At 73.2% G+C, this 24,508-nt stretch carries 21 protein-coding genes and 1 pseudogene; 16 read left to right on the top strand and 6 right to left on the bottom strand.

Going from position 1 to position 24,508, the window contains the following annotated elements:
• Positions 1-2 precede the first annotated feature (2 nt).
• From ACQP0N_RS29710 to ACQP0N_RS29690, 5 genes are all read left to right on the top strand, one after another.
• A complete protein-coding gene (locus ACQP0N_RS29710) occupies positions 3-746 on the top strand; it encodes an ABC transporter ATP-binding protein (RefSeq protein ID WP_433115682.1) in 744 nt (247 codons plus the stop codon).
• Positions 746-1,471: an ABC transporter ATP-binding protein gene (locus ACQP0N_RS29705; RefSeq protein ID WP_433115680.1), complete on the top strand. Its 726-nt coding sequence runs from the start codon at positions 746-748 to the stop codon at positions 1,469-1,471. The genes ACQP0N_RS29710 and ACQP0N_RS29705 overlap by 1 nt, the downstream gene beginning before the upstream one ends.
• On the top strand, positions 1,471-2,361 hold the full coding sequence (locus ACQP0N_RS29700; RefSeq protein WP_433115678.1) for a branched-chain amino acid ABC transporter permease: 891 nt from the start codon (positions 1,471-1,473) through the stop codon (positions 2,359-2,361). Before ACQP0N_RS29705 ends, ACQP0N_RS29700 begins: the two co-directional genes overlap by 1 nt.
• Positions 2,358-3,470 carry a branched-chain amino acid ABC transporter permease gene (locus ACQP0N_RS29695; RefSeq protein ID WP_433115676.1) on the top strand — a complete coding sequence of 371 codons (1,113 nt, stop codon included), beginning with the start codon at positions 2,358-2,360 and terminating at the stop codon, positions 3,468-3,470. Before ACQP0N_RS29700 ends, ACQP0N_RS29695 begins: the two co-directional genes overlap by 4 nt.
• A 127-nt stretch (positions 3,471-3,597) precedes the next feature.
• Positions 3,598-4,344 (top strand): SDR family NAD(P)-dependent oxidoreductase, encoded by a 747-nt coding sequence (locus ACQP0N_RS29690; protein ID WP_433115674.1) that lies wholly within the window; start codon positions 3,598-3,600, stop codon positions 4,342-4,344.
• A gap of 132 nt (positions 4,345-4,476) precedes the next feature.
• Here ACQP0N_RS29690 and ACQP0N_RS29685 read toward each other — a convergent pair whose 3' ends face one another.
• A complete protein-coding gene (locus ACQP0N_RS29685; RefSeq protein ID WP_433115672.1) occupies positions 4,477-5,295 on the bottom strand; it encodes a hypothetical protein in 819 nt (272 codons plus the stop codon).
• A gap of 142 nt (positions 5,296-5,437) precedes the next feature.
• Between ACQP0N_RS29685 and ACQP0N_RS29680 the strand changes: the two genes are divergently transcribed.
• The 3 genes from ACQP0N_RS29680 (at position 5,438) to ACQP0N_RS29670 (ending at position 10,728) form a co-directional block, all read left to right on the top strand.
• On the top strand, positions 5,438-7,246 hold the full coding sequence (locus tag ACQP0N_RS29680) for a BTAD domain-containing putative transcriptional regulator (RefSeq protein ID WP_433115670.1): 1,809 nt from the start codon (positions 5,438-5,440) through the stop codon (positions 7,244-7,246).
• A 56-nt stretch (positions 7,247-7,302) separates the two neighbouring features.
• Positions 7,303-9,441, top strand: coding sequence for a DEAD/DEAH box helicase (locus tag ACQP0N_RS29675; protein WP_433115668.1), 2,139 nt, complete (start codon positions 7,303-7,305; stop codon positions 9,439-9,441).
• Positions 9,442-9,564: 123 nt separating this feature from the next.
• Entirely contained in the window at positions 9,565-10,728 is a 1,164-nt protein-coding gene (locus ACQP0N_RS29670) for a hypothetical protein (protein ID WP_433115666.1), read from the top strand.
• A 136-nt stretch (positions 10,729-10,864) separates the two neighbouring features.
• On the opposite strand, the gene ACQP0N_RS29665 is transcribed toward ACQP0N_RS29670, so the two are convergent.
• Positions 10,865-11,281, bottom strand: coding sequence for a helix-turn-helix domain-containing protein (locus ACQP0N_RS29665; protein ID WP_355053372.1), 417 nt, complete (start codon positions 11,279-11,281; stop codon positions 10,865-10,867).
• Positions 11,282-11,517: 236 nt separating this feature from the next.
• Here ACQP0N_RS29665 and ACQP0N_RS29660 point away from each other — a divergent pair, with 236 nt between their 5' ends.
• Positions 11,518-11,958: a hypothetical protein gene (locus ACQP0N_RS29660; protein WP_433115664.1), complete on the top strand. Its 441-nt coding sequence runs from the start codon at positions 11,518-11,520 to the stop codon at positions 11,956-11,958.
• A gap of 38 nt (positions 11,959-11,996) precedes the next feature.
• Here the strand turns inward: ACQP0N_RS29660 and ACQP0N_RS29655 are convergent, their stop codons facing one another.
• Both ACQP0N_RS29655 and ACQP0N_RS29650 read right to left on the bottom strand, forming a co-directional pair.
• Positions 11,997-13,151 (bottom strand): class I SAM-dependent methyltransferase, encoded by a 1,155-nt coding sequence (locus ACQP0N_RS29655; RefSeq protein ID WP_433115663.1) that lies wholly within the window; start codon positions 13,149-13,151, stop codon positions 11,997-11,999.
• A 91-nt stretch (positions 13,152-13,242) separates the two neighbouring features.
• The gene (locus tag ACQP0N_RS29650) at positions 13,243-14,928 is read right to left on the bottom strand and encodes a DEAD/DEAH box helicase (RefSeq protein WP_433115661.1); all 1,686 of its coding nucleotides are present in this window, start codon (positions 14,926-14,928) and stop codon (positions 13,243-13,245) included.
• A gap of 265 nt (positions 14,929-15,193) precedes the next feature.
• Here ACQP0N_RS29650 and ACQP0N_RS29645 point away from each other — a divergent pair, with 265 nt between their 5' ends.
• Entirely contained in the window at positions 15,194-15,835 is a 642-nt protein-coding gene (locus ACQP0N_RS29645) for a ferritin-like fold-containing protein (protein WP_433115659.1), read from the top strand.
• 81 nt (positions 15,836-15,916) lie between these two features.
• Here ACQP0N_RS29645 and ACQP0N_RS29640 read toward each other — a convergent pair whose 3' ends face one another.
• A complete protein-coding gene (locus ACQP0N_RS29640; protein ID WP_179781071.1) occupies positions 15,917-16,144 on the bottom strand; it encodes a DUF3107 domain-containing protein in 228 nt (75 codons plus the stop codon).
• A gap of 61 nt (positions 16,145-16,205) precedes the next feature.
• Entirely contained in the window at positions 16,206-16,844 is a 639-nt protein-coding gene (locus tag ACQP0N_RS29635) for a TetR/AcrR family transcriptional regulator (RefSeq protein WP_396799799.1), read from the bottom strand.
• Positions 16,845-16,991: 147 nt separating this feature from the next.
• On the opposite strand from ACQP0N_RS29635, the gene ACQP0N_RS29630 reads away from it, so the two are divergent.
• The 6 genes and pseudogenes from ACQP0N_RS29630 (at position 16,992) to moeZ (ending at position 24,436) form a co-directional block, all read left to right on the top strand.
• Positions 16,992-17,522 (top strand): hypothetical protein, encoded by a 531-nt coding sequence (locus tag ACQP0N_RS29630; protein ID WP_433115657.1) that lies wholly within the window; start codon positions 16,992-16,994, stop codon positions 17,520-17,522.
• 1,149 nt (positions 17,523-18,671) lie between these two features.
• Positions 18,672-20,339: pseudogene (locus tag ACQP0N_RS29625) on the top strand (hypothetical protein); the annotation flags it as partial.
• Positions 20,340-20,433: 94 nt separating this feature from the next.
• Entirely contained in the window at positions 20,434-21,408 is a 975-nt protein-coding gene (locus tag ACQP0N_RS29620; protein ID WP_433115655.1) for an alpha/beta fold hydrolase, read from the top strand.
• A gap of 5 nt (positions 21,409-21,413) precedes the next feature.
• Positions 21,414-22,253, top strand: coding sequence for a DUF3152 domain-containing protein (locus ACQP0N_RS29615; protein WP_433115653.1), 840 nt, complete (start codon positions 21,414-21,416; stop codon positions 22,251-22,253).
• Positions 22,254-22,318: 65 nt separating this feature from the next.
• On the top strand, positions 22,319-23,146 hold the full coding sequence (locus ACQP0N_RS29610; protein WP_433115651.1) for a DUF3152 domain-containing protein: 828 nt from the start codon (positions 22,319-22,321) through the stop codon (positions 23,144-23,146).
• A 108-nt stretch (positions 23,147-23,254) separates the two neighbouring features.
• Positions 23,255-24,436, top strand: a complete 1,182-nt coding sequence (gene moeZ, locus ACQP0N_RS29605; protein ID WP_396832410.1) for an adenylyltransferase/sulfurtransferase MoeZ — start codon at positions 23,255-23,257, stop codon at positions 24,434-24,436.
• Positions 24,437-24,508 lie beyond the last annotated feature (72 nt).

Raw genomic sequence — 24,508 nt, 5'->3', positions numbered from 1 at the left:
AAATGCTCGCCACCCGCGGTCTGACCTGGCGGATCGGTGAGGTCGCCATCGTCGACAGCGTCTACCTCGACCTGGCGCCGGGAGAGTTCCTGGGCGTGATCGGGCCGAACGGCGCCGGCAAGACCTCACTGTTCAACCTGATCACCGGCCTGCGCCGGGCCACGGAGGGCCGGATCACCCTGGACGGGCAGGACATCGGAGGGCTCCCGCCGCACCGGCGGGCCCGCCTCGGTCTGGGCCGTACCTTCCAGGCGTCCTCGGTCTTCGGCTCGCTCAGCGTGCGGGAGAACGTCCGGCTCGCCGTGCAGGCGTACCGCGGGGGCTCGATGGCGTTGTGGCGGCGGGCGGCGGCCGACCGGGAGGTCGCCGCCGCCGCCGACGCGGCGCTCGACCGGGTCGGCCTCGCCCACCGGGGTACGGCGCTCGCCGGCACCCTGGCCCACGGCGAGAAGCGCAAGTTGGAGATCGCCCTGCTGCTCGCCGGTGAACCACGGGTGATGCTGCTCGACGAGCCGATGGCCGGGGTCAGCGCCGAGGACGTACCCGAGCTGGTGACGGTCATCAAGTCGTTGACCGGCGACAGCGGTCGGTCGGTGCTGATGGTCGAGCACCACATGGACGTCATCCTGGAGCTGGCCGACCGGATCGCCGTCATGCACCACGGCGCGCTGCTGGCCTGCGACACCCCGGAGACGGTGATGGCCAACCCCACCGTGCAAGAGGCGTACCTGGGGGAGGCCCTCTAATGGAACCGATCCTCACCGTGGAGGACCTGTCGGTCCGGATCTCCGGGCTGCACATCCTCCAGGGCGTGTCCTTCACGGTCGCCCCGACCGGCGTGACCGTCCTGCTCGGTCGCAACGGCGTCGGCAAGACCACCACGCTGCGCGCGATCGTCGGCCTCACCCCGCCCGCCGGGGAGGTGCGCGGCACCATCCGGATGGGCGCGCAGAGCCTGCTGGCCCGGCCCACCCACCGGCTGGTCCGCGGTGGGCTCGGCTACGTACCGGAGGACCGGTGTGTGTTCGCCGGCCTCACCGTCGCCGAGAACCTGCGGCTCGCCGAACGGCGCGGCACCACCCCGGCGTACGACAAGGTCTTTGCTCTCTTCCCGGAGCTGGACCGGCGCGGACGCCAACGGGCGGGCTCGCTCTCCGGCGGGCAGCAGCAGATGCTCGCGATCGGGCGGGTGCTGCTCAACGACAACCGGCTGCTGCTGGTCGACGAGCCGACCAAGGGGTTGGCGCCGAAGGTGGTGACCGAGGTGGCCGAGGTGGTGGAGCGGGTCGCGGAGTCGGTGCCGGTGCTGCTGGTCGAGCAGAACCTGGCCGTCGTACGCCGGCTGGCCCGCGACGCGGTCGTGCTCGCCGCCGGCAAGGTGGCCTGGACCGGCGACGCCCGTGAGCTGCTGTTGGAGACCGCGTTGACGAAGTCGCTGCTGGGCGTCGGTTCGGCGGAGGTGAACCACTGATGAGCACGGTGATCCTGCTGGCGTTGACCGGGCTGGGCCTGGCGGCGCTGTACTTCCTGGTCGCGTCCGGCCTGTCCCTGGTGTTCGGTCTGGCCGACGTGCTCAACTTCGCGCACGGGCTGTTCCTCGGCGTCGGCGCGTACGGCACCTGGTGGGCGGCGGGCAACCTGCCGGGCGCCGGCGGCGACGGATTTGGCTTCGTGCTCGCGGTCGCCTTCGGGGTGGCCGCCGGCACGCTCGTCGCGGTCCTGGTCGAGCTGGTGCTGATCCGGCCGCTCTACTCCCGCACCATCGAGCAGGTGCTGGTCACCGTCGGTCTGTCGCTGGCCGGGGTGGCGCTGCTCCAGGCCACCTGGGGCGCCGACGCCCGGCCGTTCCCGCGCCCCGACTGGACCCGGCAGGTGACCGGGATCCTCGGCGCGCAGGTGCCGAACGGCGGCCTGCTGCTGATCATCGCGGCAGTGCTGGTGCTCGGCGCGATCCTGGCGTTCCTGCGCTGGACCCGGTACGGCCTGGTGATCCGGGCCGGGGTGGAGAACCGGGAGATGGTGACCGCGCTCGGCATCGACGTCCGTAAGGCGTTCACGTTGGTCTTCGCGATCGGCGGGGCGGCTGCCGCGCTCGCCGGGGCTCTCGGTGGGGTCTACTTCGGCACGGTCTCGCCCGGCCAGGGCGGCTCGCTGCTGATCTTCGCGTTCATCGTGGTGGTGATCGGCGGAATGGGCTCGGTGGTCGGCTCCGCGTACGCGGCGGTCGTGGTCGGGCTGGTGCAGCAGTTCGTCAACTACTACGGCACGTCCGGGCTGGGCGACATCTGCGTGGTCGGGCTGCTGGCCGTGGTGCTGCTGCTGCGCCCGCAGGGCATCGCCGGAAAGGTGGCAACGGCATGACGGTGATCGACGCGCCTCCCGCGCAGGTGCCCGACGAGCTGACCCCGCAGCGGGGGCGGTGGCACCGGGTCCGTCCGTTCCTGCCGCTCGTCGCGTTGGCGGTGCTGGCGATCCTGCCGTACTCGACGATCTCCCTGCCGGGGATCTTCGAGGGGCCGGTCAACTCGCCCGGCACCCTGCAGATCCTCGCCATCTGCCTGATCTTCGGCGGGCTGGCGGCGGGGTACGACCTGCTCTTCGGCCGGACCGGGATGCTCTCGTTCGGGCACGCGCTCTACTTCGCGGCCGGCGTGTACGGCACCGACATCCTCGTCACCCGGGCCGGACTGCCGCTATGGCAGGCGGCGCTGCTGACCGTCACCGGCGGCACGATCCTCGCCGCGCTGCTCGGCGCGGTGGCCCTGCGGACCGTGGGCATCGCGTTCGCCATGGTCACGTTGGCGTTCGCGCAGGTCGGGGCGATCCTGGTGGCCCGGGACTTCGGCGGGCTCACCGGCGGCGAGGAGGGCCTACCGCTGGACGTGTCCGGGCTGCCCGCCGGGCTGGTCGGGGTGACGAACACGGTCAACCTGTACTGGCTGGCGCTCGCGTACCTGACGCTGGTGGTCTTCGTGGTGCACCGGGTCAGCGGGTCGCCGACCGGGCGGGTCCTCGCCGGGCTGCGCGACGACGAGCGACGGATCGGCGTGCTCGGGCTGGACCCGTACCGCTACAAGCTGGTGGCGTTCACCCTGGCCGGCGGGTTGGCGTCGGCGGGCGGGGTGGTCTACGTCCTGATCGTCGGCGGCGCGTCGCCGCACATCACGTCCTCCGAGCTGACCCTCTCGCTGCTGGTCATGGTGGTGCTCGGCGGACCGGGCACCCGGTGGGGACCGGTGCTCGGCGGTGTCCTCTACATGTACCTGGACCATCGGCTCACCGCCTTCGGCACGAGCGACGCGGTCGACAACCTGCCGGCCGTCCTCAGCCACCCGCTGAGCCAGCCCCTGTTCGTCCTCGGCACGGTCTTCATCCTGGCGGTGTACTTCTTCCCCGGCGGCCTGACCAGCCTGGCCCCCCGCCTGACCGCCCTGACCAAATCCCTCCGCCGCCCCACCTCCAGCCCCTGACCGCCGGCCGTATCCCGGCCGCTGAACCCGGTCGATCATGGAGTTATCGTCACGACACGCCGTGCCGGATGGCGATAACTTCATGATCGACCGGTTCGGGGATGGGTTTGGGATGGGGAGGTAGGGCATGGGATCGCGGCTTGCGGTGGTTAGCGGGGGTGGGACCGGGATCGGGGCGGCCATCGCGGGGTCGCTCGCTCGGGACGGGTACGACGTTCTTGTCGTCGGGCGGCGGGCGGACGTGTTGGCGGCGGCCGCCGAGCGCATCGGCGTCGACTGTGGACGGCCGGACGCGGTCACCCCGGTGACCGCGGACCTGACCGACCCGGAGCAGCTCGACCGGGTCCTGGCTGCGGTCGACGGTCGGGCGGTCGACGCGGTGGTCAACAACGCGGGCGGCTACCTGGGTGGGGAGACCGACACGCTGGCCGGGATCGCCGCACACTGGCGGGCCAACCTGGACGCCAACGTGCTCACCGCGGTGCTGTTGACCGAGGCGCTGCGGCCGGCACTGCGTCGACCCGGTGGGCGGGTGATCCTGGTCAGCTCGATCGCCGCGCAGCGGGGTGGTGCTGACGCGTACGCCGCGGCGAAGGCGGCCCTGCACGGCTGGGCGTACACCCTGGCGGCACAGCTCGGTCCGGAGCAGATCACGGTCAACGTGGTGAGCCCGGGCTACGTCGCCGAGACCGAGTTCTTCGGCGACCGGATGACCCCCGAGGGGTACGCGAAGCGGGTCGCGGAGACGCTCGTCAAGCGTCCCGGACTGCCGGACGACATCGCCGAGGCGGTCCGCTACCTCGCCAGCCCGGCCGCCGGCTACGTGACCGGCCAGGTCCTCGGCGTCAACGGCGGCTCAGTCCTAGGCCGCTAACCCCACCCCCACCCCCCAACCGCGTTGATCAAGAGGTTCGCGTCAGAATCCGGCCGGAATCTGACGCGAACCTCTTGATCAACAGGGAGGGAGAGGGTGGCGGCCCCCCGTGTGGCCGCCGCCCGTTGTGGATCAGCCGTTCAGCAGGTCGTACGCCATTGCCGGTGCCTTCACGGCGGCGGCGCCGGTCGGCGCGGTGATCTTCGGCGCGCTGCCGTAGTCGGCGTACTTGACGACGTAGTCGTACGCCTTGGTCTTACCGGCGGCCGGCATCTTCAGCGTCAGCGACGCCAGGTGCTTGTCGGCACCGACCACGGCCGTGAACGGCACCTTCTTGCCCGCCTCGCCGAGGGCCGCCGCCTCGCCGTCCTCCAGTGCCTTCGCCGCCTCCCCGGCGCTCACGTCGATGAAACCGACGTACTGGCCGGGGCTCTTCTCCTGCACCTCGGTGGCCGCCTGGATCAGCGGACCCGCGTTGCCCTGGTCCACACCGTCGAACGTCGGGATGCTCGCGGCGTCGGTCAGCTTCGTGCGGTCCAGCTTCATCCACTTGTCGGGGAACTTCGGCAGGCCGGGACGGCCGCTGAACTTCGCCTTCACCCAGTTCTGGTCCTTGATCACCAGGAACGACATCTTCACCACGACGCCGTCGTCCGGCGGCATGACCATGTTGATTTCGAATCCCTCGGACGCCGGGTCGATCCGACCGTCGATCGTGCTCGACGCGTCCTTGCCGCTGAACCGGAACGCCCCCTCGGTGCCGTCCGGGACGGCGGCGAGGAGCGCGTCCTTCGGACTGACGCTCGGGCTGGCGGACGGGCTGTTCGGTGGCGTCGCGGTGGGTTCGCTCTCCGTTGCGCAACCCGCGAGCAGGGTGGTCGCGGCCAGCACGGCGGCGACCGTACCGACCGTCCGTCGGATGGTGCCGGCGGTGCCCGTTGCCTGTGTCATCGCTTGTCTCTTTCTCGCTGCGTGGCTTCTGCCGACGAGGATGCTGCCGGCCGGCACGGCGGTTCGGCTGCCGATATGCTGCCGTCCGGCTGCCGGGCACTGCCGTCCGGCGGTCCCGGGGGTGTCAGGAGCGAGAACGCGCATGTCAGGCCAACTGCGTTTCGAGATTCTCGGGCCTCAGCGGGCCTGGTACGCCGAGCGGGAGATCGACCTCGGTCCGGCCAAGCAGCGGGCGGTGCTCGCCGTACTGCTGCTCGCCGGCGGCCGCCCGGTGTCCACCGGGCAGATCGTCGACGCGGTCTGGCCGGAAGACCCGCCCGCGAACGGCCCCAACGTCGTGCAGAAGTACGTGGCCGGACTGCGCCGGGTGCTGGAACCGGACCGGTCTCCCCGTACGCCGGGACAGGTGCTCAGCCTGACCGACGCCGGCTATTCGCTGCGGGTGGACCCCGAGGCGGTCGACGCTGTCCGCTTCGAACGGGGCGTGCAGGCCGCCCGCCAGCGACACACGACCGGGCGTACGGACGATGCGCTCGCCGAACTGGCCGCCGCCCTGGACCTGTGGCAGGGCGAGCCGTTCACGGGCTTCGCCGGGCCGATCTTCGAGGCGGCCCGGCAGCGGCTGGTGGAGTTACGGGCCGTGGCGTTGGAGACCCGGTCCGAGTTGACGCTGGACCTCGGACGGCACCGCGAGACGATCGGTGAGCTGGTGGAGTTGGTGGCCGAGTTCCCCGTCCGGGAACGGCTGCGACACCAACTCGTGCTCGCGCTGTATCGCAGCGGGCGGCAGGCGGAGGCGCTCGCCGCCTACCGGGAGTTCGGCGACCTGCTCCGCGAGGAGTACGGCATCGAGCCGGGCGAGGCGTTGCAGGAACTGCACCGGCGGATCCTGCGCTCCGACCCGACCCTGGCGGCGACCCCACACACCGCCGAACCCCAGGCGCAACGCCCCGCCGAACCCCAGGCGCAGCGCACCGTCCAACCACAGGCGCAGCGCACCGCCGCACCGGGGACACCGAAGCCGGCGAACACGGCGCCCGCACCGGAGACACCGCAGCCGGCAGCCCCGGTGCCCGGACCGGAGTCTTCGCGGCCGGCGACCACGCTGCCCGGACCGGCAACGTCGGTGGTCGCCCCCGTCGGTCTCTTCCCCTCCCTGCCCGGCCCGGCATCGCCGTCCGCCCTGTCTGTGCCGCCTCCCCCCGCGCTCGTGCCCCTGCCACCTCCGGCGGCCCCCACGAAGCCCACTCGGCGGGAGACGCCGCGCTGGGCGAGCAGGACGGTCACGATCCTCGGGACGGTGCTCGTCCTGCTCTCGTTCGGGTGCCTGACCTGGCTGGTGATCCTGGCGTACGCGGGGTGGCGCCGGAGCTGGCGTCTCGCGGTCGCCGGTCTCGGCTACCTGGCGCTGCTCGTCGTCGAGGTGGTCATGCTCGACGTCGAGAGTCCGGACGCCGAGGTGCCCGGACCGCAGGCCGTGACCTTTCTCGGCCTGGCCCTCATCACCTGGCTCGCCGGGGCGGTGCACGTGGTGCTGCTCAGCCGTGGTCTCTGGGCGGCGATCACCGGACGACCGGACAGCGCCCGGGGTCGCGCCGACGAGGAGCGGCGCATCCGCCGGGAGCACTCCCGCTACCTGCTCTACCACTACCCGGCGGCCCGTGCCGAGTTGGGACTCGGTCGACCCGACCTGCCCGGCACCTTCGACGACGGCGGTCTGGTCGACGTCAACGCGGTCCCGGAGCAGGTGCTCACGACCCTGCCCGGCCTGACGTCCGAGCAGGGCCGGCAGATCGTGGTGGACCGCTGGCTGCGCGGCCCGTACGCCTCGATGGAGGAATTCGCGTCGCGCTGCCTGCTGCCTCCCAGCGCGACCGAGCCGCTGCGCGACCTGTTGCTCTTCCTGCCCCCGGCGTCCCGGCCCGACGAGGCGCGAACAAGCGGATCGTGACCGGCACCTCCCGCGTGGGCCGGGGTTCTGACGGACGGCGCTGGTAGAAATGCCGGATGGGCGACGAGCGGGTGGCGGTACGGGAGCGGGCCGAGGCGGTGCTGCGTCGGCTGGCCGGTGAGCATGCCCGCCTGCGTGAGGACCAGTGGCGGGCCATCGAGGCGCTGGTCGTCGACCGACGCCGGGTGCTGTGCGTGCAGCGCACCGGTTGGGGCAAGTCGGCGGTCTACTTCGTGGCCACCGCGCTGCTCCGCGCCCGCGAGCAGAACGGCGGGAGCGGCGAGCACGGCCCGACCGTCATCGTGTCGCCGCTGCTGGCTCTCATGCGCAACCAGGTGGAGGCGGCGGCCCGCGCCGGCATCCGCGCGCGCACGATCAACTCGGCGAACCTCGACGAGTGGGACGAGATCACCGCCGAGATCCAGGCCGGCGCGGTGGACGTCCTGTTGATCAGCCCGGAGCGCCTCAACAACCCGGATTTCCGCGACGGCGTGCTGCCGAAGCTGGCCGCGACGACCGGTCTGCTGGTGGTCGACGAGGCACACTGCGTCTCGGACTGGGGGCACGACTTCCGGCCGGACTACCGGCGGCTGCGGACGTTCCTCGCCGAGTTGCCCGAGCGCACGCCCGTGCTGGCCACCACGGCCACCGCCAATACTCGGGTCACCCAGGACGTCGCCGAGCAACTGGGCGACGCGCTCGTCCTACGCGGGACGCTGGACCGTGAGTCGCTGCGCCTCGGCGTGCTCGACCTGCCCAGCCCCGCGCACCGGCTGGCGTGGCTCGCCGACCACCTGGACGAGCTGCCCGGCTCCGGCATCGTCTACACGCTGACCGTCGCGGCGGCGGGGGAGACCACCGAGTTCCTGCGCTCGCGGGGCTACCCGGTGGCGTCGTACACCGGCCAGGCCGACGACGCCGACCGGCGCGCCGCCGAACAGGACCTGCTCGACAACAAGATCAAGGCGTTGGTCGCCACCAGCGCGCTCGGCATGGGCTTCGACAAACCCGACCTGGGCTTCGTCGTCCACCTCGGCGCGCCGCCGTCGCCGATCGCGTACTACCAGCAGGTCGGCCGTGCCGGCCGCGCCGTCGAACACGCCGAGGTGCTGCTGCTGCCCGGCGTCGAGGACGCCGCCATCTGGCGCTACTTCGCCTCGCTGGCGTTCCCGCCGGAGCAGCAGGTCCGTGCGGTGCTGGCCGCCCTGCACACCGACCGGCCGCTCTCCACCCAGGCCCTCGAACCCCTCGTCGACCTGCGCCGGGCCCGCCTGGAGCTGATGCTCAAGGTGCTCGACGTGGACGGCGCGGTCCGCCGGGTGCGCGGTGGTTGGCTCGCCACCGGTGAGCCCTGGGTCTACGACGAGGCCCGGTTGCGCCGCGTCGCCGAGGCGCGCACCGTCGAGCAACAGGCCATGCGGGAGTACGCGTCGACGGGCGACTGCCGGATGCGATACCTACGGGAGCGCCTCGACGACACCGGGGCGACCGACTGCGGCCGGTGCGACAGGTGCGCCGGCCCGCTGTTCGACGCGGACATGTCGACGGCCGCGCTCGCCGCCGCGCAGACCTTCCTGGGCCGGCCCGGCGTCCAGATCGCGCCCAAGAAGCTCTGGCCGACCGGGTTGGACGCGGTGGGCGTACCCCTCAAGGGTCGGATCGCCCCGGCGGACCAGGCGTTGGCCGGCCGCGCGGTCGGCCGCCTCTCCGACCTGGGGTGGGGCGGTCGGCTGCGGGCCCTGGTCGGCCCGGAGTCGCCCGACGTGCCGGTACCCGACGACGTGGCCGGCGCGGTGGTCGAGGTGCTGAAGGCCTGGGCGCACGGCGACGACCCGTGGCCCCGCCGGCCGGTGGCGGTGGTCGCCGTCTCGTCCCGCCGGCGGCCCCGGTTGGTCGGCTCCCTGGCCGAGCGGATCGCCGCCGTGGGCCGGCTGCCGCTGCTCGGCGCGGTCACCGCGACCGGCCCGGACGGCCCCAGCGGGCCGCGCGGCAACAGCGCCCAGCGGGTACGCGCGCTGCACGACGCCTTCTCCGTACCGCCCGAACTGGCCGACGCGCTGGCCGCGCTGGACGGGCCGGTGCTGCTGGTCGACGACCTGGTCGACTCGGGCTGGACGATGGCGATCCTCGCCCGGGAACTCCGCCGGGCCGGCGCTCCCGACGTGCTCCCGCTCGCGCTCGCCGTGGCCGGCTGAGTCGTCCGTGAGCGCCGGTCAACGGCGGCGCGCGGAAAGTTCCCGGGCCGGGCGGATTGCGACGGCCGCCACGCTGCCCCGGCGTCGACCGGAACCGACTGGGCACGACGGTACGGTGGCGGGATGAGCTGGACGCCGGCGGTGCCTGACCAGGCGGGCGCACCCGCCTCGGACGGGAGCACCGTCGCCGCCGACCGGGCTGGCGAGGCCCCGTCGGACGGGAGCACCGTCGCCGCCGACCGGGCTGGGGCGTCCCCGCCGGACGCGAGCGCTGTCGCCGCCGACCGGGCGGGCGAGGCGTTGTCGGACGGGTCGGCCGCCACGGCCTTCTCGGCTCCGGGTGTTGCCGGTGCGCCCGACCGGAGCACGGTCCGGTTGGCGCTGGTGGTGGGTGGTCTGGTGCTCGCCGTCCTGCTCGGCTTCGGCCTCGGTCGCCTGAACGGCGGCACCAACGACTACGGCGGCACCGGCCTCGGCGGCGGCACCACCGGCGGTACGACGCTGACCCCCGACCACACCCACCCGGCCGGCACCGGTGCTCACGACCACGGCTCCGTCACCGGCGCTGACCAGGGCGTTGCCGCCGAGCCGGGCGGGCTGTCGGTCAGCTCGGGCGGATACACACTGGTGCCACTGGCCACCGAGTTCCCGGCCGGCCGCACCGGGCAACTGCGCTTCGAGGTACGCGATGCGCAACGTCGACCGGTCACCCGCTTCGCTGTCGTACACGACAAGCCGATGCACGTCATTGTGGTACGCCGGGACCTGACCGGCTACCAGCACCTGCACCCGACCATGACGCCGGACGGCATCTGGTCGGTGCCGATGACCCTCGGGCAGCCCGGCGTCTGGCGGGCGTACGCGGACTTCACCGCGGTCGCCGACAACGGCGGCCAGAGCGCCGTGACCCTCGGCGTGGACCTGGTGGTGCCGGGCGCGTACCAGCCGCGTCCGCTGCCCGCGCCGGCGACCGCGACGACGGTTGACGGGTTCACGGTCGGCTACCAGGGCAGCCCGCAGGCCGGGGTGACGGTGCCGCTGACCTTCCGGATCGACGGCCCGAGCGGTGGCGCGGCGCTGGAGCGCTACCTCGGCGCGTACGGGCACCTGGTGGCGCTGCGCGAAGGCGACCTCGGCTATCTGCACGTGCATCCCGAACCGGAGTTGGCCGACGGTCAGGTCAAGTTCTGGCTGACCATCCCCAACCCCGGCCGTTACCGCCTCTACCTGGACTTCCAGGTAGCCACCAAGGTCCACACCGCCGAACTGACCCTAACCATCCCCTAACCCCCTCCCGCCCCCGGCCCACCCGCGCCCTCAGTGCGTTGATCATGAAGTTATTGCCACTCGCATCGGCGTGGCGTGGCAATAACTTCATGATCAACGCGGGGGTCGGGGGTGGGGCCCGGGTGGGGTGAGGGGGTTAGCCGGCTCGGCGGGTGGGGCGGCGGGCCAGGTAGCGGAGGAGGTCGCGGATGTGGTGCTTCTCCTCGGCCGGGACGGTGGGGTCGGCCAGCCGGTCCAGGATGGCGCGGACATCGGCGTCGACCGGGCCGTCGTCGCTGCGGCGTCGGGGCGTGGGGCCCGCGTCGGGCAGTCCGAGAGCCCGGAACGCGGCCGCCACCGGCAGGTCCAGGGCGGCACAGAAGCCGCGTACCTTCGCTAGTTCCGGATAGTCCTGCCAGTCACCGGCGAGCCAACGGAACACGGTGGAGCGGCCCACGCCCGTGTGCGCGGCGAGATCGGTCACGGTCCACCCGCGCTCCTCACGGGCGTCGTCGATGGCCCGCCGGACGAAGCGGGCGAACGCCATCTGCGGTGTTACGTCTGCGGAACCCATCCGGTATGTCTTTCCCTCCCGGCCGAGCACTGGGAAGATGCGCCTCCGAGCGTAGTACGCCGAGGATCGGAAACCACTGACTGACCGCACAAACTGTCCCACGGATGAGACTCCACCTCGGGCAGTATTCGGACCGGTACCGAGCGATCATCATCGTTCTTCTACTAAGCTCGGTGCCCGTCCCGGCACGGCGCACCCGCCTGCCGCGTTCGCCCGGACCACCGCCGAGGAGCACCATGGCCGAATCGCGCCGTCCGCAGCCGTACCAGCCTGGTGCGGTGAGCCTCTTCTTCGTCGTCAAGGCCGGCGTCTTCGCCGCCGGGTTCTGGGTCTGGTTGCTGGTCCTGGTGCTCCGCACCGACGCGGCGACCGGTGCCCACGTGCTGGCCGCCACCGGCGCGATCACCACCACGCTGGTCGCCGTCGTGCTGGGCGCCCGGATGGCGCTACAGCAGAACGCGGCCGTCCGACACGCCGAGACGAAGAAGCTGCTCGTCGACATCTCCTGGAACGCGTTCACGGCCGCCGGCAACGCCGAGAGCTCGGGGAAGGTGGTGCCCTTCCCGAGCAGCCCGGTGGACGACGATCGCTCGACGCGCAACGGCGGAGACCGGGTGTCGGTCTTCGACCGTTCCGGCGGCCGGGACCGGGGCAGCAGCGCCGACCGCCGACGCTGAGACCTCTCGCGAAGTCCCGGGCCCGCGGCAGGTCGGCCCTAGCTGGTGGACCCCGTATCGCCGGTTAGGAGGACCTCCAGCCGGGGCGTGACCTGCCACTGGTCGACAAGCTCGCGGTACTCCGTGTGCCGGGGGTCGGCGACACCGGTGTGGCGGGCACGGATCAGCAGGTTGCGGGGGGTGTGCTGGGAGTCGACGAACTCCACCACCTCGGCCCGGTAACCGTGCGTCCGCAGCAACCCGGCGCGCAGCGCGTCGGTGAGCACGTCGGCGAAGCGCTCGCGCAGGATGCCCTGCCGGGTCAGCAACTCGTACGGCGCCGGGGTGGGCTGCGCGCGAAGCTGCTTGGCGAGGTCGTGGTGACAGCAGGGCGCGGCGAGTACCCAGCGGGCCTGCCAGCGCACCGCGCGGGCCAGCGCCTCGTCGGTGGCGGTGTCGCAGGCGTGCAGCGCCAGCACCAGGTCCGGGGCGGGTTCGACGACGGCCTCGGCGATCGTGCCGGCGACGAAACTGACCTTGTCGGCCCAGCCCAGTCGCTGCGCCAGCTCGGTGTTGCGCCGGCGCTGGTCCTCCCGGACGTCCACGCCGACCAGCTCGACATCGAGCCCCCGGCCCGTCAGGTAGCGGTAGGCGGCGAAGGTCAGGTAGGCGTTGCCGCAGCCGAGGTCGACCACCCGCAGCGGACCGGTCAGGTCGTCGGGCAGGGTCGCGGCCAGGGCCCGCAGGAACGCGTCGACCTGACGGCGTTTCGCCGCCGAGCCGCCGATCTCGGCGAAGATCGGGTCGCCGGGATCGAGCAGGTACTCCTTCGCCCGGTCGTTCCCACCCGGTGTCGTCGCCGGTCGGGCCGTCGCCGCGCGGTGTACCTGCGCCTCGCCGGACTTGGTCACCCGGAGCTGGAGGGTCGCGTCGGCGGTCTCCACGTGCCAGTTGCCGAAGGGCTCGGCCAGGAGCTCGTCGACGGCCGCGTCGGCCTCGGGACCGGGAGCGACATTGCGGGTGTACGGGCGTACGCCGTCGGAGGTGGTGACCTGAAGTCGGGGACCGGCCTTGAGCGTCACCGGCCGCAGTTCGGCCCGCTCGACGGTGGGGCGACGGCCGCGACGGCGTCCGGCGGCGACCGCCCGGGTCAGCGCGGGGTCGAGCAGCAGCGCCCGAACCTCGGTCAGGGCGGCATCCAGTGGTTGCGGCATCGTTCCATCTTCGGCAGGTGGGGTGGGAAGAAGGGAACATCCCCCGCACCGCGCGAGGCGGTGCGGGGGATGTCGGATGGATCTCGCTGGGTCAGTCCGCGGTCGCCTCGGCCGGCGTACCCTCGCCGGAACCGCCACCACGGCGGCGTCGGCGGCGGCGCGGCTTGGCGGCCTCGCCCTCGGCGGCGTCGACGGACCCGGCCGGCGCCGCGTCGGCTGCGATCACCGCGGTCGGCTCACCGGTCACCGTCTCGCCGGCCCGACGGCGACGCCGGCGGCGCGGGGTACGGGCGGCCTCGTCGCCAGCGGCGTCCGCGGGTGCTTCGGCGGCCGGCGTGCCGGCGTCGGTGCGGTCGCGGCGACCGTCTCCCCGACCACGGCGCTCGCCCCGGCCCTCGCCACGACTCTCACCGCGCCGTCCACCCCGGCCACCGCTGTCGCCCCGGCGCGAGCGGGTGGTGCCACCGAGGTCTTCCTCGATCTCGGCGGACAGCCCGGCGCGGGTCCGCTCGGCCGTGGGCAGCGTGCCGCTGACCTCGGTCGAGATGTGCAGGTCGGTGTAGAGGTGCGGGGAGGTGTGGTACGTCTCCGGCGGCTCGGGCATCTCCAGACCGAGGGTCTTGTCGATGATCCGCCAGCGCGGCATGTCGTCCCAGTCGACGAAGGTCACCGCGACGCCGGTCGCCCCGGCCCGACCGGTACGACCGATGCGGTGGGTGTAGGTGTCCTGGTCTTCCGGGCAGTCGTAGTTGATGACGTGGGTGACGCCGGTGACGTCCAGGCCCCGGGCCGCGACGTCGGTGGCGACCAGGATGTCGATCTTGCCGGCGCGGAAGGCGCGCAGGGCCCGCTCCCGGGCGCCCTGGCCGAGGTCACCGTGCACCGCGGCGACCGCGAACCCACGGAAGTCGAGGTCCTCGGCGACCCGGTCGGCGGCCCGCTTGGTACGGGTGAAGATCATGGTCAGCCCACGACCCTCGGCCTGGAGGATGCGCGCCACCACCTCGACCTTGTTCATCGAGTGGGTGCGGTAGACCAGTTGCTGGGTCTGCGGCGACGGCCCGGTCTCGGCGGTGTGCCCGGCGTGGATCGTCATCGGCTGGCGCAGGAAGCGCCGGGACAGGGTGACGATCGGGTCCGGCATGGTCGCCGAGAAGAGCATCGTCTGCCGGTCTTCCGGAAGCATCGCCAGGATCTTCTCGACGTCGTCGAGGAAGCCCAGGTCGAGCATGCGGTCGGCCTCGTCCAGGACGAGCGCGCGTACCCGGTCGAGGCGGAGGTGCTTCTGCTTCTGCAGGTCCATCAGTCGACCGGGCGTGCCGACGAGGATCTCGACGCCCTTGCGCAGCGCGTCGATCTGCGGCTCGTACGCCACGCCGCCGTAGATCGGCAGCACCCGGACGCCGCGCGTCCGGCCGGCGGCGGCCAGGTCCTTGGCGACCTGGATGCCCAGCTCGCGGGTCGGGACGACGACAAGCGCCTGGGGGACGCCGTCGCCACCCTCGCTCGGGGCGAAGACCCGCTCCAGCAGCGGCACGCCGAAGCCGAGGGTCTTGCCGGTGCCGGTGGGCGCCTGGCCGATGAGGTCGACGCCGCGCAGCGCGATCGGAATCGCGTACTCCTGGATGGCGAACGCGCGGGTGATGCCGGCCGCGGCCAGCGCCTCGACGGTCTCGTCGCGGGCGCCGAGGGCGGCGAAGGTGGGTGCCTCCGGTCGGACCGGGGCGGTGGGGGCCAGTTCCTGGCCGTCCATCAGATCTTGAGTCAGCTCGCTCATGTGGATGTGGGGGTGCCCTCTCGTGGGTGCGCCCCGTCATGTCCTCAGGGCGCGGTCGGTATGACGCGGGCCACACGGTCGGGGGCAGACTGCCGAGCCGGACCGGGCCGCACGCGCACCGCAGGCTGGACTTCGATCAGATCGGCGCCCGCGGCAACTGCTCTATGCTACCCGAACAGGCAAGCTCACGTCCCGATTCCCGGTCGGCCAGCCGCCACGCGGGGGGACCGAATGTGAGCTGCGTCACACGCGGTAGCCTGCGCTCGTGTCCACCGCCGGTTCCGCCGTCCCCGACCTGCTGGGCCTGGTCGCCTTCGGTGAACTGCTCGCCTTCGAACGCATGGCCGCCGACGCGCGACTCGCGCCGGACCTGCGTCGGCGCGTCGAGCTGGACCAGATGGCCGCGGCCGAGATCGACAACTATCGCCGGCTCGCCGACCGGCTCGCCGCGCTCGGTGTGCCGCCGGAGGAGGCGATGGCGCCCTACGTGCGGCCGTTGCAGGCGTACCACGACTCCACCGAGCCGCGGGACTGGGCCGAGGTCGTCACCAAGGCGTACGTGGGCGACGCCATCACCGACGACTTCATCCGGGAGATCGGCCACGCGCTGGACGGACCCGACCGGGCGCTGGTGCTCGACGTGCTGCACGATTCCCGGTACGCGGAATTCGCCGCCGCCGAGATCCGGCTGGCCGTCGCCGACGACCCACGGGTGGCCGGCCGGCTCTCCATGTGGGCCCGGCGGCTGGTCGGCGAGGCCCTGTCCCAGGCCGGCCGCGTCGCCGCCGAACGCGCCCCGCTCACCGCACTGATCACGCAGGCCGAGCGGATCGACGTGCCGGAACTCTTCGCGCGGCTCACCGCCGCGCACACCGCGCGGATGGCCGCCGTCGGACTGAACAACTGAGCGCCCCTCGTCGGGCGCGTTGGCGCGGTACCGGCCCGCGGCAGGTGGCGCGACGCCGACCTGCCGCGACGGCCGGACCGGTCAGCGGACGGTGAAACCGACCGCGCGGGGGGACGCCTCGGCGATCTCGACGTAGGCGACCTTCTCGACCGGAACGATGACCCGCCGGCCCTTCTCGTCGGTGAGGGAGAGCGTGCCGCCGTTACCGGCGAAGGCGTCGGTCACGATCTGCTCGATCTCGGCCGGCGACTGCGCGCTGTCCACTACCAGCTCGCGCGGCGCGTACTGCACGCCGATCTTGACCTCCACTGTGCCTCCTCAACTGGGCGATAACCGCCCTGCGAAGGCTATCCGATCACGGGGGTGGCGGTCAGGCTGACTCACCTTGCAGCGGGAAGCTCGCGATGCCCCGCCAGGACAGCGCCGCGACCAGTGCCTCGGCCTCCGCCTTCGGCACCTGCCGGCCGCCGGCCAGCCAGAACTGGGCAGCCGACTCCGCCGCGCCGACCAGCCCGGAGGCCAGCAGCTCGGCGTGCGACCGGCTCACGCCCGTGTCGGAGATGATGGTGTCGGTGATCGCCGCGATGCAGCCCTGCTCGACCCGCTCGACCCGCTGCCGCACCGCCGGGTCGTTGCGCAGGTCCGACTCGTATACGAGCCGGAACGCCTCGCTCTCGTGATCGACGAAGTCGAAGTACGCGCGGACCGACGCGCTGACCCGTTCCTTGTTGTCGCTGGTGCCCCGCATCGCCTCGTGCACCTGAGCGACGATGGCGTCACAGTGGGTGTCCAGCAGCGCCAGGTAGAGGTCCATCTTTCCGGGGAAGTGTTGGTAGAGCACCGGCTTGGAGACCCCGGCCCGCTCGGCGATGTCGTCCATCGCCGCAGCGTGGTAGCCCTGCGCGACGAACACCTCCTGGGCGGCCGCGAGCAGCTGCTTACGACGCGCGGAGCGGGGCAGGCGCGTGGGCCTGCCAGCGGTCTGTGCGCCGTTCCCCACAGCCGTCATGGGATCCTCCGAGTTCTTCGTACGAGCCGCCATTTTCCCCCCAGACCGGGGCGGCCCCCGACCGCGTCGTGGAATTGGCCCGCCGCTGTAACTTATCGCCACTCTCCCCACACGGTAGCCTCAGCGAGGGCGACCAAGGAGCGCGCGGTGAGTGAAACAGGGCAACCCGGAGCCGCCACCCCGGGAGAGCACGGTGACGGAGCGGGTCAGCACGACGACCCGGGTCGTTCCGGCAACGGGTGGGCGCCCTCGACGGGCGGGTGGTCACCGTCCGGCGAGAGCGAAGCGGCCGGGGAGCAGGCGCCACGATGGCAGCCCGACCCCGCGTCCGGCTGGCGCACCACCTCGACGAGACACGGTGACCTGCCCGCGCCTCTGCCCGGGCTGCCCGGTGCCGTCGAGCGGCCGGCCCGGGTCAACGGCCACCACATGAACGGCGTCCACCAGGCCGAGGCCGAGGGTGACGGCGTGGTCGACGGCACCCACCACGGGGACGCCGAGATCAACGGCGTGGGTGCGCCGTCCGGTCGGCAGACACCGGTCAGCGCGCCACCCGGACGGACCGCCGAAGACCGGCCCGACCTGGGCGCCGGCCGCCTGGCGGTGCCCGCCCCGCGCCCCGCGCCCCCGCCGACCAGGGGTCGGGAGAGGCCGACAGCGGTAGTGCCCGGCACCTGACCGCCGACCCCACCGCGCCGCGTGCCGCCCGCTGGGCCGAACCCGGTGTGCCCGGCACCGCGCCCATCCAGGTGCCGCCCGTCGGCACGGCGGCCTCGGGCTTCGAAGTGCCACCCGGACTCCACGCGCCGACCGGAGACCGCTCGACCGTCGACGACCGGGAGGCCGGGTCGCGCGCCCGGCGCGAAGCGCTCGCGCCGGAGGCGTCGGCCGACTCGGGACGTGGCGACGAGTCCGAGCCGGAACGCCCCGCCGCCGACACCCGGCGCGCGGGCGAGCCCTCCTCCGTCGAGCCGGACTGGTCCGGGCCCAGCTGGAACCGCCCGAGCTGGGGCAGCGGGTGGGCGCCACCCTGGTCCCGGCAGGACGGCGAACCGTCCGACCAGCCGACGCGGGACGAGTCCGCGCCGGGTTGGGTCGCCGAGCCGAGCGTGCCGTACGAGCCGGTGCGGGCCGAGCCGACGCGTCCGTACGAGCCACTGGCCGCCGAGCCGCCCCGTGCGTACGACATCGCCACCGAGGCGGAGGCGGCACCCGACCGGAGCCGGCCCTCGCGCCCGTCCTGGGCCGGCGAACGTCCGGCCACGACTCCGGCCAGCGTGCCGCCGGAGGCCCCGCTCCGAGCCGACCGAGCGTCCCTCCTGGGCCGGCGGGCCGACGTCCGAGCCGGCCGGTACGCCCGCCGCGCACCGTCCGTCCTGGGCCACGCCGATATCGAGCAGCGTGCCGACCGAACCGTCACCCCGCGCGAATGCCCCGGACCCCACCCCGACCAGCGGGCCCGGTGCGCCCGCGCCCGCCGCGTCGCCGGCTGCCGAGCGTCCGTCGTGGGGTGGCGGTGCCGTGCCGACCAGCGGTCCGCCGGCTGCCGAGCGTCCGTCGTGGGCCGGGGGTCCCGTGCCGACCAGCGCCGCTCACGAGGAGCCGACCAGCGGTCCGCCGGCTGCCGACCGTCCGTCCTGGGCCGGTCCGGCATCGGCCCTCCCGCCGCCGCGCCCCTCCTGGTCCGGCGAGTCGGACCCGGCTCCGACCAGCTTCGGGGCGTCCCGCCCGTCCTGGGCCGGTGCCCAGGCCTCCGACAGCACGCCCGCGCGCCCAACCTGGGCCGGCCCCGCGCCGGTGGACCCGTCGACGCCGGTCGACCCGCCACCGGCGCCCGCCGGCCCACCGGCGACGGTGGTGGATGCGCCGTCGCAGAGCACGCCGTCACCGGCGACGCCCGTCCGTCCGGCGGCCGAGCGTCCGTCGTGGGCGGGGAACTCGCCGACACCCGTGGCGAACGCGGCCGCCGAACGACCGGACTGGTCCGAGGGGCGGATCCCGGCGGCCGCGCCGGGCGATCGTCCGTCCTGGCCGGCCAGCCGGCCCGCGAGCCCTGCCCGTGGGAGCGACGCGGGCGAGTCGGTCAAGCCGGTCCGACCAACCGGGCCGTTCCGGCTCCGGCCGGCCAGCCCCGAGCCACCCGACCCATCGACCGTCGGGCCGGCCCCCACCGCCCCGATGGCAACCGGTCCGGCCTCGGCCACCGCCGGGTCGGGACGACACGACCGGCCCTCCGCGTCCGCCCCTTCCTACGCGGCCCGCCGATCCGCCCCGGAACCGGCGTCGCCGGCCGACGCCACCGCCGGCGGTCGACGCCCCGACACCCCGGCGGTACTGCCGCAGCGCGTCCCCGCGCAACCGGACGTGCCCGTTGTGCCGGAGCCGCCAGCCGTGGAACCACCCGCCGAAACCCCTGAACTCGCGCGCATCGCCACCCACCTGCGCCGTGACGACGAGCCCGCTCCGTTGCGGGAGCGTCCCGAGGGATTCGACGTCAACGCCATCCTGGACGCCGTCCGGGAGGTGGCCGGTGTCCGGGACGCGGCGCTGCGTCGTACCCCGGCGGGTGCGCACAGTCTCCGGCTGGACCTGGCCGACGGCGCGGATCCGGCCGAGGTGAGCCGACAGGTCGCCCGGCTGCTCCAGGAACGGATGGGCCTCGCCGCCGCACCGCAGAACGTGCCCGGCCTGCCCACAACGCCGTCCCCACCGGTGCGCCGCCGGGCCGCCGAGTCGCGACCTGCCGAGCCCCGGTCGGGTGGCGCGAAACCCGCCAACGCGCGACCCGCCGAGGCCCGTCCCGCCGAGCCACGCAACAACGTCGCGGAGACGCGTATCGCCGATGGCGGCAGCTCGACGGCGGCCGCGCCGACGAGCCCCGAGCAGCGGACCGCCCCGGACGCCGCACCCCGGCGGCGCACGGGCGCCCCGCACCGGGGCCGCGCCACGGTCGAGGAGCCCGGCTCGGTCTCGGGTGTGCCCGCCGGTGGAGCCACCGGCAGCCCGGCGACGCTCGGTACGTCGTACTCCGGTGGTCAGGTGACCACGACGGAGTCGGCGCCCTCCCGCCCGCTGGACACCGGCGGCGCGCCGGGGCCGCGCGTGGTCATCGACCACGTGCAGGTCAGCACCTTCGGTCTGGACGCCAATGTGGAGGTACGGCTGCTCGCCGGCGACGGGACCGCCGCCGGGTACGCGACCGGGCCGGCGGTGGACGGTTACGTGCTGCGGCTCTGCGCGGTGGCCGCCGCCGCGGCCGTCGACGAGCTGCTGCGCGGCACCGAGAACGCCGAGCGTGGCCGCTGCTTCGTCGAGCACGCGGCGGTGGTGCCGTTCGGCAACTGCGAGGTGGCGACCGTGGTGGTGCTGCTGGTCTGCGACGGCTGGGTCGAGCAGCTCGCCGGCTCGGCTCTGGTGGCCGGCGATCCGCGGCAGGCGGTGGTCCGAGCCACGCTCGCGGCGGTCAACCGTCGGCTGGAGGCACTGCTGTCCTAAGGGCCTGTTTCATAAGAACGGGCCGGCCTGCGGTGGGCCCGGCTCGACCGTCCTTATGAAACAGGCCCTGGTTGGTGCGAGGCAGACTGGAGGGATGAAGCGTGCCACCCTCTGGCCGGACCACCTCCTTCCCGACGCCGGTGTGCCGCCACCGTGGCCGGGCCGGGAGGTTCGCGTCGACGGCCAGGCGATGTACGTGCGGGACACCCCCGCGACGAGGGCGGACGCGGAGCCGGCGCTGTTCGTGCACGGGCTCGGTGGCTCGTCGCAGAACTGGACCGACCTGGCCGGGCTGCTCACCGACCGGTTGGACGGCCAGGCCATCGACCTGCCCGGGTTCGGCCGCAGCGAGCCGGGCCGGCGCTACACGATCCCGGCCTTCGCCGAACTGGTCATCAGGTGGATCGAGCACTCCGGTCGGGGACCGGTCCACCTGTTCGGCAACTCGCTGGGCGGCGCGGTCTCGGTCCAGGTGGCGGGGCTGCGGCCGGACCTGGTCCGCACCCTCACCCTGATCTCTCCGGCGCTGCCGTTCCTGGACTTCCGGCGGTCGTTGCAGGGCCGGATGCTGCCGGTGCTGGCCATTCCGGGGGGTGAGCGGCTGGTCGCCCGGCGGTTGACCCAGCTCGCCCCGGAGGTGATGGCCGAGCAGGTGCTCGAGGCGTGCGTCGCCGATCTGAGCCGGATCTGTGTGCAGCGCCGGGAGGAGGCGTTGGAGGAGATCCGGGTGCGGTACGAGGCGGCGCACTACGCGGCCGCGTACGTCCGGACGTTCCGGGGTCTGGTCTCCAGCTTCCTGCGGGCGTACCTGCCGGGGTCGGGCTCGCTGTGGCGGCTCGCCGGGGCGGTCCGCGCGCCGACACTCGTGGTGGGAGGTCGGCAGGACCGGCTGGTCGACGTGCGGGTCGCGCCGCAGACCGCCCGGGTCATCCCGGACAGCCGCCTGTTGATGCTCGACGGGGTCGGTCACGTGGCGCAGCTGGAGGTGCCCCGGCTGGTCGCCCGTGCGGTGGTGGGTCTGCTCACCGAAAAGGGGGACGCCGTCCGGCCGTCCGATCTGGCAGGCTGACCGGAATGTTCAGGTCCGCTCACCGTCACCGACGCTTCGCACTGATCGCCCAGTTGGTGGCGGTGGTGCTGGCGATCGGCGCGGCGGTGACCGTGGTCGCCGAGGAGCGGGCCGAGCCCTCCGACCGGTTGACCGCCGAGGAGGCCGCTGCGCCGCCGCTGCCGGCGGGGCCGTTGCCGGCGTCGGCGAGTCCGTCGCCGAGCGCCACGGTGGCGGCGTCGCCGAGCGCGCCTCCGGTGCTGCGGATGCCCGGAGCGGTCCCGAGCGCGGGGAGCGGCCGGTTCGACCACGACGACCGCTCCGGCCCGGTCCTGGGCCGCGCGGGCGAGCTGCGTCGCTACCGGGTGGCGGTCGAGTCGGGCAGCGACGAGGACGTGGCCGCGTTCGCGCAGGCTGTGCAGGTGGCGCTCACCGGGCCAGGTAGCTGGGTCGACAGCGGTCGGCTGCGGTTGCAGCAGGTGCCGGGGGACGCTCCCCGGGACTTCACCGTCTACCTGGCGACCGCCCGTACGGCGGGCCGCATGTGCGCCGCGGGTGGCGTCGACATCCGGATCGACGGTCGGCCGTACACCTCCTGCCGCGCGCCCGGTCAGGTGATCGTCAACCTGGACCGGTGGCGGTTGTCGGTGCCGCACTACGTCTCGGCGCGCGTGCCGCTGTCGGTGTACCGGACGTACGTGGTCAACCACGAGGTCGGTCACCAGCTCGGGCACCACCATGAGCGCTGCCCGGGCTCGGGGCGTCCGGCGCCGGTGATGATGCAGCAGACCCTCTTCCTCAACGGGTGCCGGGCCAATCCGTGGCCGTACGTCGACGGTCGGCGCTACACCGGGCCGGCGCTCTGAGGCGTATTGCGGTAATAGTCGGCAAAAGCGGAGAATTGCCCGAATAATCTGGCAGGCTTGGCGTCATGACGCCGTCGTCCCCTTACGGCCCGCCCGAGCCGCCCGACCCGTCGGCAGGGTCGGCGTACGAGGGCGCGCGTCCCAGCTTCGTGCGGATGCGCCGTCGCCGACGGCGCACTCTGCTCCTCGGTGCGCTCGTCCTCGCCACCGCCATCGGCGTGACCGTGGCGCGCGGCGGTGAACCGCCGGCCGACGCGCCGCCCATCCCGACACCGGGCGGCATGGGGGTGGGCGGCGGGGAAGCCCATCCGGCGCCCAGCGACTACCCGTCGGTCGGCGCGGGACGTTTCACCGCCGCCCACGGCGAGACCGGGGTGCACGGCGAGGACGGACCGCTGCGCCGGTACCGCGTCGTGGTCGAGCGCGACAGCGGCCAGGACGCCGGCACGTTCGCGGCACGGGTCGACGAGGTGCTGGCCGATCCGCGCAGCTGGATCGCCTCCGGCGAGCTGCGCGTGCAGCGGGTGGCCGACGCCCGGGCCGCCGACTTCACCATCTACCTCGCCACCCCGGTCACATCGGAGCGGATGTGCGCCGAGGGAGGCCTGACCACCGAGCGCTACACGTCCTGCCGGCTGCCCGGCCGGGTCATCATCAACCTCGCCCGCTGGCAGGAGGCGGTGCCCGACTACGGCGCGCCGCTGGAGACGTACCGCACCTACGTGATCAACCACGAGGTCGGCCACGAGCTCGGCGCCGAGCACGAGGCGTGCCCCGGTCCGGGCGAGCCCGCACCGGTGATGCAGCAGCAGACGTACGGGCTGGAGGGCTGTGTGGCCAACGCCTGGCCGTACCTCGACGGCCGTCGCTACGCCGGCAACGCCGTCCCCTGAGTTATTCCCGCTCCCGCATCGCGGACCACGTGTCCTCCCTCATGGCCGAGCGGGGCCCCGGCGAGCAACAATGGCGCGGTTCACACCGCCGATCCCGGGGAGTCCACCGTGTCGTTGCCCCCGCTCGTCGAGCCCGCCGGCGAGCTGACCGTTGACGAGATCCGCCGCTACTCGCGCCACCTGATCATCCCGGACGTCGGGGTGGCCGGGCAGAAGCGGCTGAAGAACGCCCGGGTGCTCTGTGTCGGCGCCGGTGGCCTCGGCTCGCCGGCCCTGTTGTACCTCGCCGCGGCCGGGGTCGGCACGCTCGGCATCATCGACTTCGACACCGTCGACGAGTCGAACCTCCAGCGCCAGGTCATCCACGGCGTGTCCGACGTCGGCCGGTCCAAGGCCGAGTCCGCCGCAGCGTCGATCCGCGAGATCAACCCGCTGGTCAACGTGGAGATCCACAACACCGCGTTGGATCGGGAGAACGTCCGCGAGATCTTCGCCCAGTACGACCTGATCGTCGACGGCACCGACAACTTCGCCACCCGCTACATGGTCAACGACGCCGCGGTGCTGCTCGGCAAGCCGTACGTCTGGGGTTCGATCTACCGGTTCGACGGGCAGGCGTCGGTGTTCTGGGCCGAGCACGGCCCCTGCTACCGCTGCCTCTACCCGGAGCCGCCGCCGCCCGGCATGGTCCCCTCCTGCGCCGAGGGCGGCGTGCTCGGCGTGCTCTGCGCGTCGATCGGGTCGATCCAGGTGAACGAGGCGATCAAGCTGCTCACCGGCATCGGCGAGCCGCTGGTGGGCCGGCTCATGGTCTACGACGCCCTGGAGATGGAGTACCGCAAGATCAAGGTTCGGAAGGACCCGAACTGCGTGCTCTGCGGCGAGAACCCGACCGTCACCGACCTGCTGGAAGACTACGAGGACTTCTGCGGCGCGGTCTCGGTCGAGGCCCAGGAGGCGACGCTCGACTCGACAATCACCGCCCTGGAGCTCAAGGAGTGGCAGGACGCCGGCAAGGACATCTTCCTCGTCGACGTGCGGGAGCCGGCCGAGTACGAGATCGTGCGGATCCCCGGCGCCACCCTGATCCCCAAGGGCGACATCATCTCCGGCGAGGCTCTCGCGAAGCTGCCGCAGGACAAGCAGATCGTGCTGCACTGCAAGTCCGGTGTCCGCTCGGCCGAGGCGCTTGCCGCGCTCAAGGCGGCCGGATTCAAGGACGCCGTCCACGTGCAGGGCGGCGTGCTCTCCTGGATCAAGCAGATCGACCCGTCGCTGCCCGCGTACTGACCGGTGGAGCCGGGGCGGCCCTGTCGTCCCGGCTCCGACCCCTCACGTCAATCGACGCAGATAGCTCCGACC

This window comes from Micromonospora sp. CA-246542 (genome assembly GCF_050942905.1).
Taxonomy (GTDB): domain Bacteria; phylum Actinomycetota; class Actinomycetes; order Mycobacteriales; family Micromonosporaceae; genus Micromonospora.
Note: the sequence above shows the minus strand (reverse complement) of the source record. Positions and strands in the feature narration are given on the sequence as shown.

What these genes read in the sequence shown, in the direction of transcription:
- ACQP0N_RS29635 (WP_396799799.1), bottom strand. Translation starts at nt 16,844, where the DNA reads ATGACGGCTGTGGGGAACGGCGCACAGACCGCTGGCAGGCCCACGCGC.
- ACQP0N_RS29685 (WP_433115672.1), bottom strand. Translation starts at nt 5,295, where the DNA reads ATGACACAGGCAACGGGCACCGCCGGCACCATCCGACGGACGGTCGGT.
- ACQP0N_RS29610 (WP_433115651.1), top strand. Translation starts at nt 22,319, where the DNA reads ATGACGCCGTCGTCCCCTTACGGCCCGCCCGAGCCGCCCGACCCGTCG.
- ACQP0N_RS29665 (WP_355053372.1), bottom strand. Translation starts at nt 11,281, where the DNA reads ATGGGTTCCGCAGACGTAACACCGCAGATGGCGTTCGCCCGCTTCGTC.
- ACQP0N_RS29690 (WP_433115674.1), top strand. Translation starts at nt 3,598, where the DNA reads ATGGGATCGCGGCTTGCGGTGGTTAGCGGGGGTGGGACCGGGATCGGG.
- ACQP0N_RS29675 (WP_433115668.1), top strand. Translation starts at nt 7,303, where the DNA reads ATGGGCGACGAGCGGGTGGCGGTACGGGAGCGGGCCGAGGCGGTGCTG.
- ACQP0N_RS29620 (WP_433115655.1), top strand. Translation starts at nt 20,434, where the DNA reads ATGAAGCGTGCCACCCTCTGGCCGGACCACCTCCTTCCCGACGCCGGT.
- ACQP0N_RS29655 (WP_433115663.1), bottom strand. Translation starts at nt 13,151, where the DNA reads ATGCCGCAACCACTGGATGCCGCCCTGACCGAGGTTCGGGCGCTGCTG.
- ACQP0N_RS29710 (WP_433115682.1), top strand. Translation starts at nt 3, where the DNA reads ATGCTCGCCACCCGCGGTCTGACCTGGCGGATCGGTGAGGTCGCCATC.
- ACQP0N_RS29615 (WP_433115653.1), top strand. Translation starts at nt 21,414, where the DNA reads ATGTTCAGGTCCGCTCACCGTCACCGACGCTTCGCACTGATCGCCCAG.
- ACQP0N_RS29650 (WP_433115661.1), bottom strand. Translation starts at nt 14,928, where the DNA reads ATGAGCGAGCTGACTCAAGATCTGATGGACGGCCAGGAACTGGCCCCC.
- ACQP0N_RS29660 (WP_433115664.1), top strand. Translation starts at nt 11,518, where the DNA reads ATGGCCGAATCGCGCCGTCCGCAGCCGTACCAGCCTGGTGCGGTGAGC.
- ACQP0N_RS29670 (WP_433115666.1), top strand. Translation starts at nt 9,565, where the DNA reads ATGAGCTGGACGCCGGCGGTGCCTGACCAGGCGGGCGCACCCGCCTCG.
- ACQP0N_RS29680 (WP_433115670.1), top strand. Translation starts at nt 5,438, where the DNA reads ATGTCAGGCCAACTGCGTTTCGAGATTCTCGGGCCTCAGCGGGCCTGG.
- ACQP0N_RS29695 (WP_433115676.1), top strand. Translation starts at nt 2,358, where the DNA reads ATGACGGTGATCGACGCGCCTCCCGCGCAGGTGCCCGACGAGCTGACC.
- ACQP0N_RS29700 (WP_433115678.1), top strand. Translation starts at nt 1,471, where the DNA reads ATGAGCACGGTGATCCTGCTGGCGTTGACCGGGCTGGGCCTGGCGGCG.
- ACQP0N_RS29705 (WP_433115680.1), top strand. Translation starts at nt 746, where the DNA reads ATGGAACCGATCCTCACCGTGGAGGACCTGTCGGTCCGGATCTCCGGG.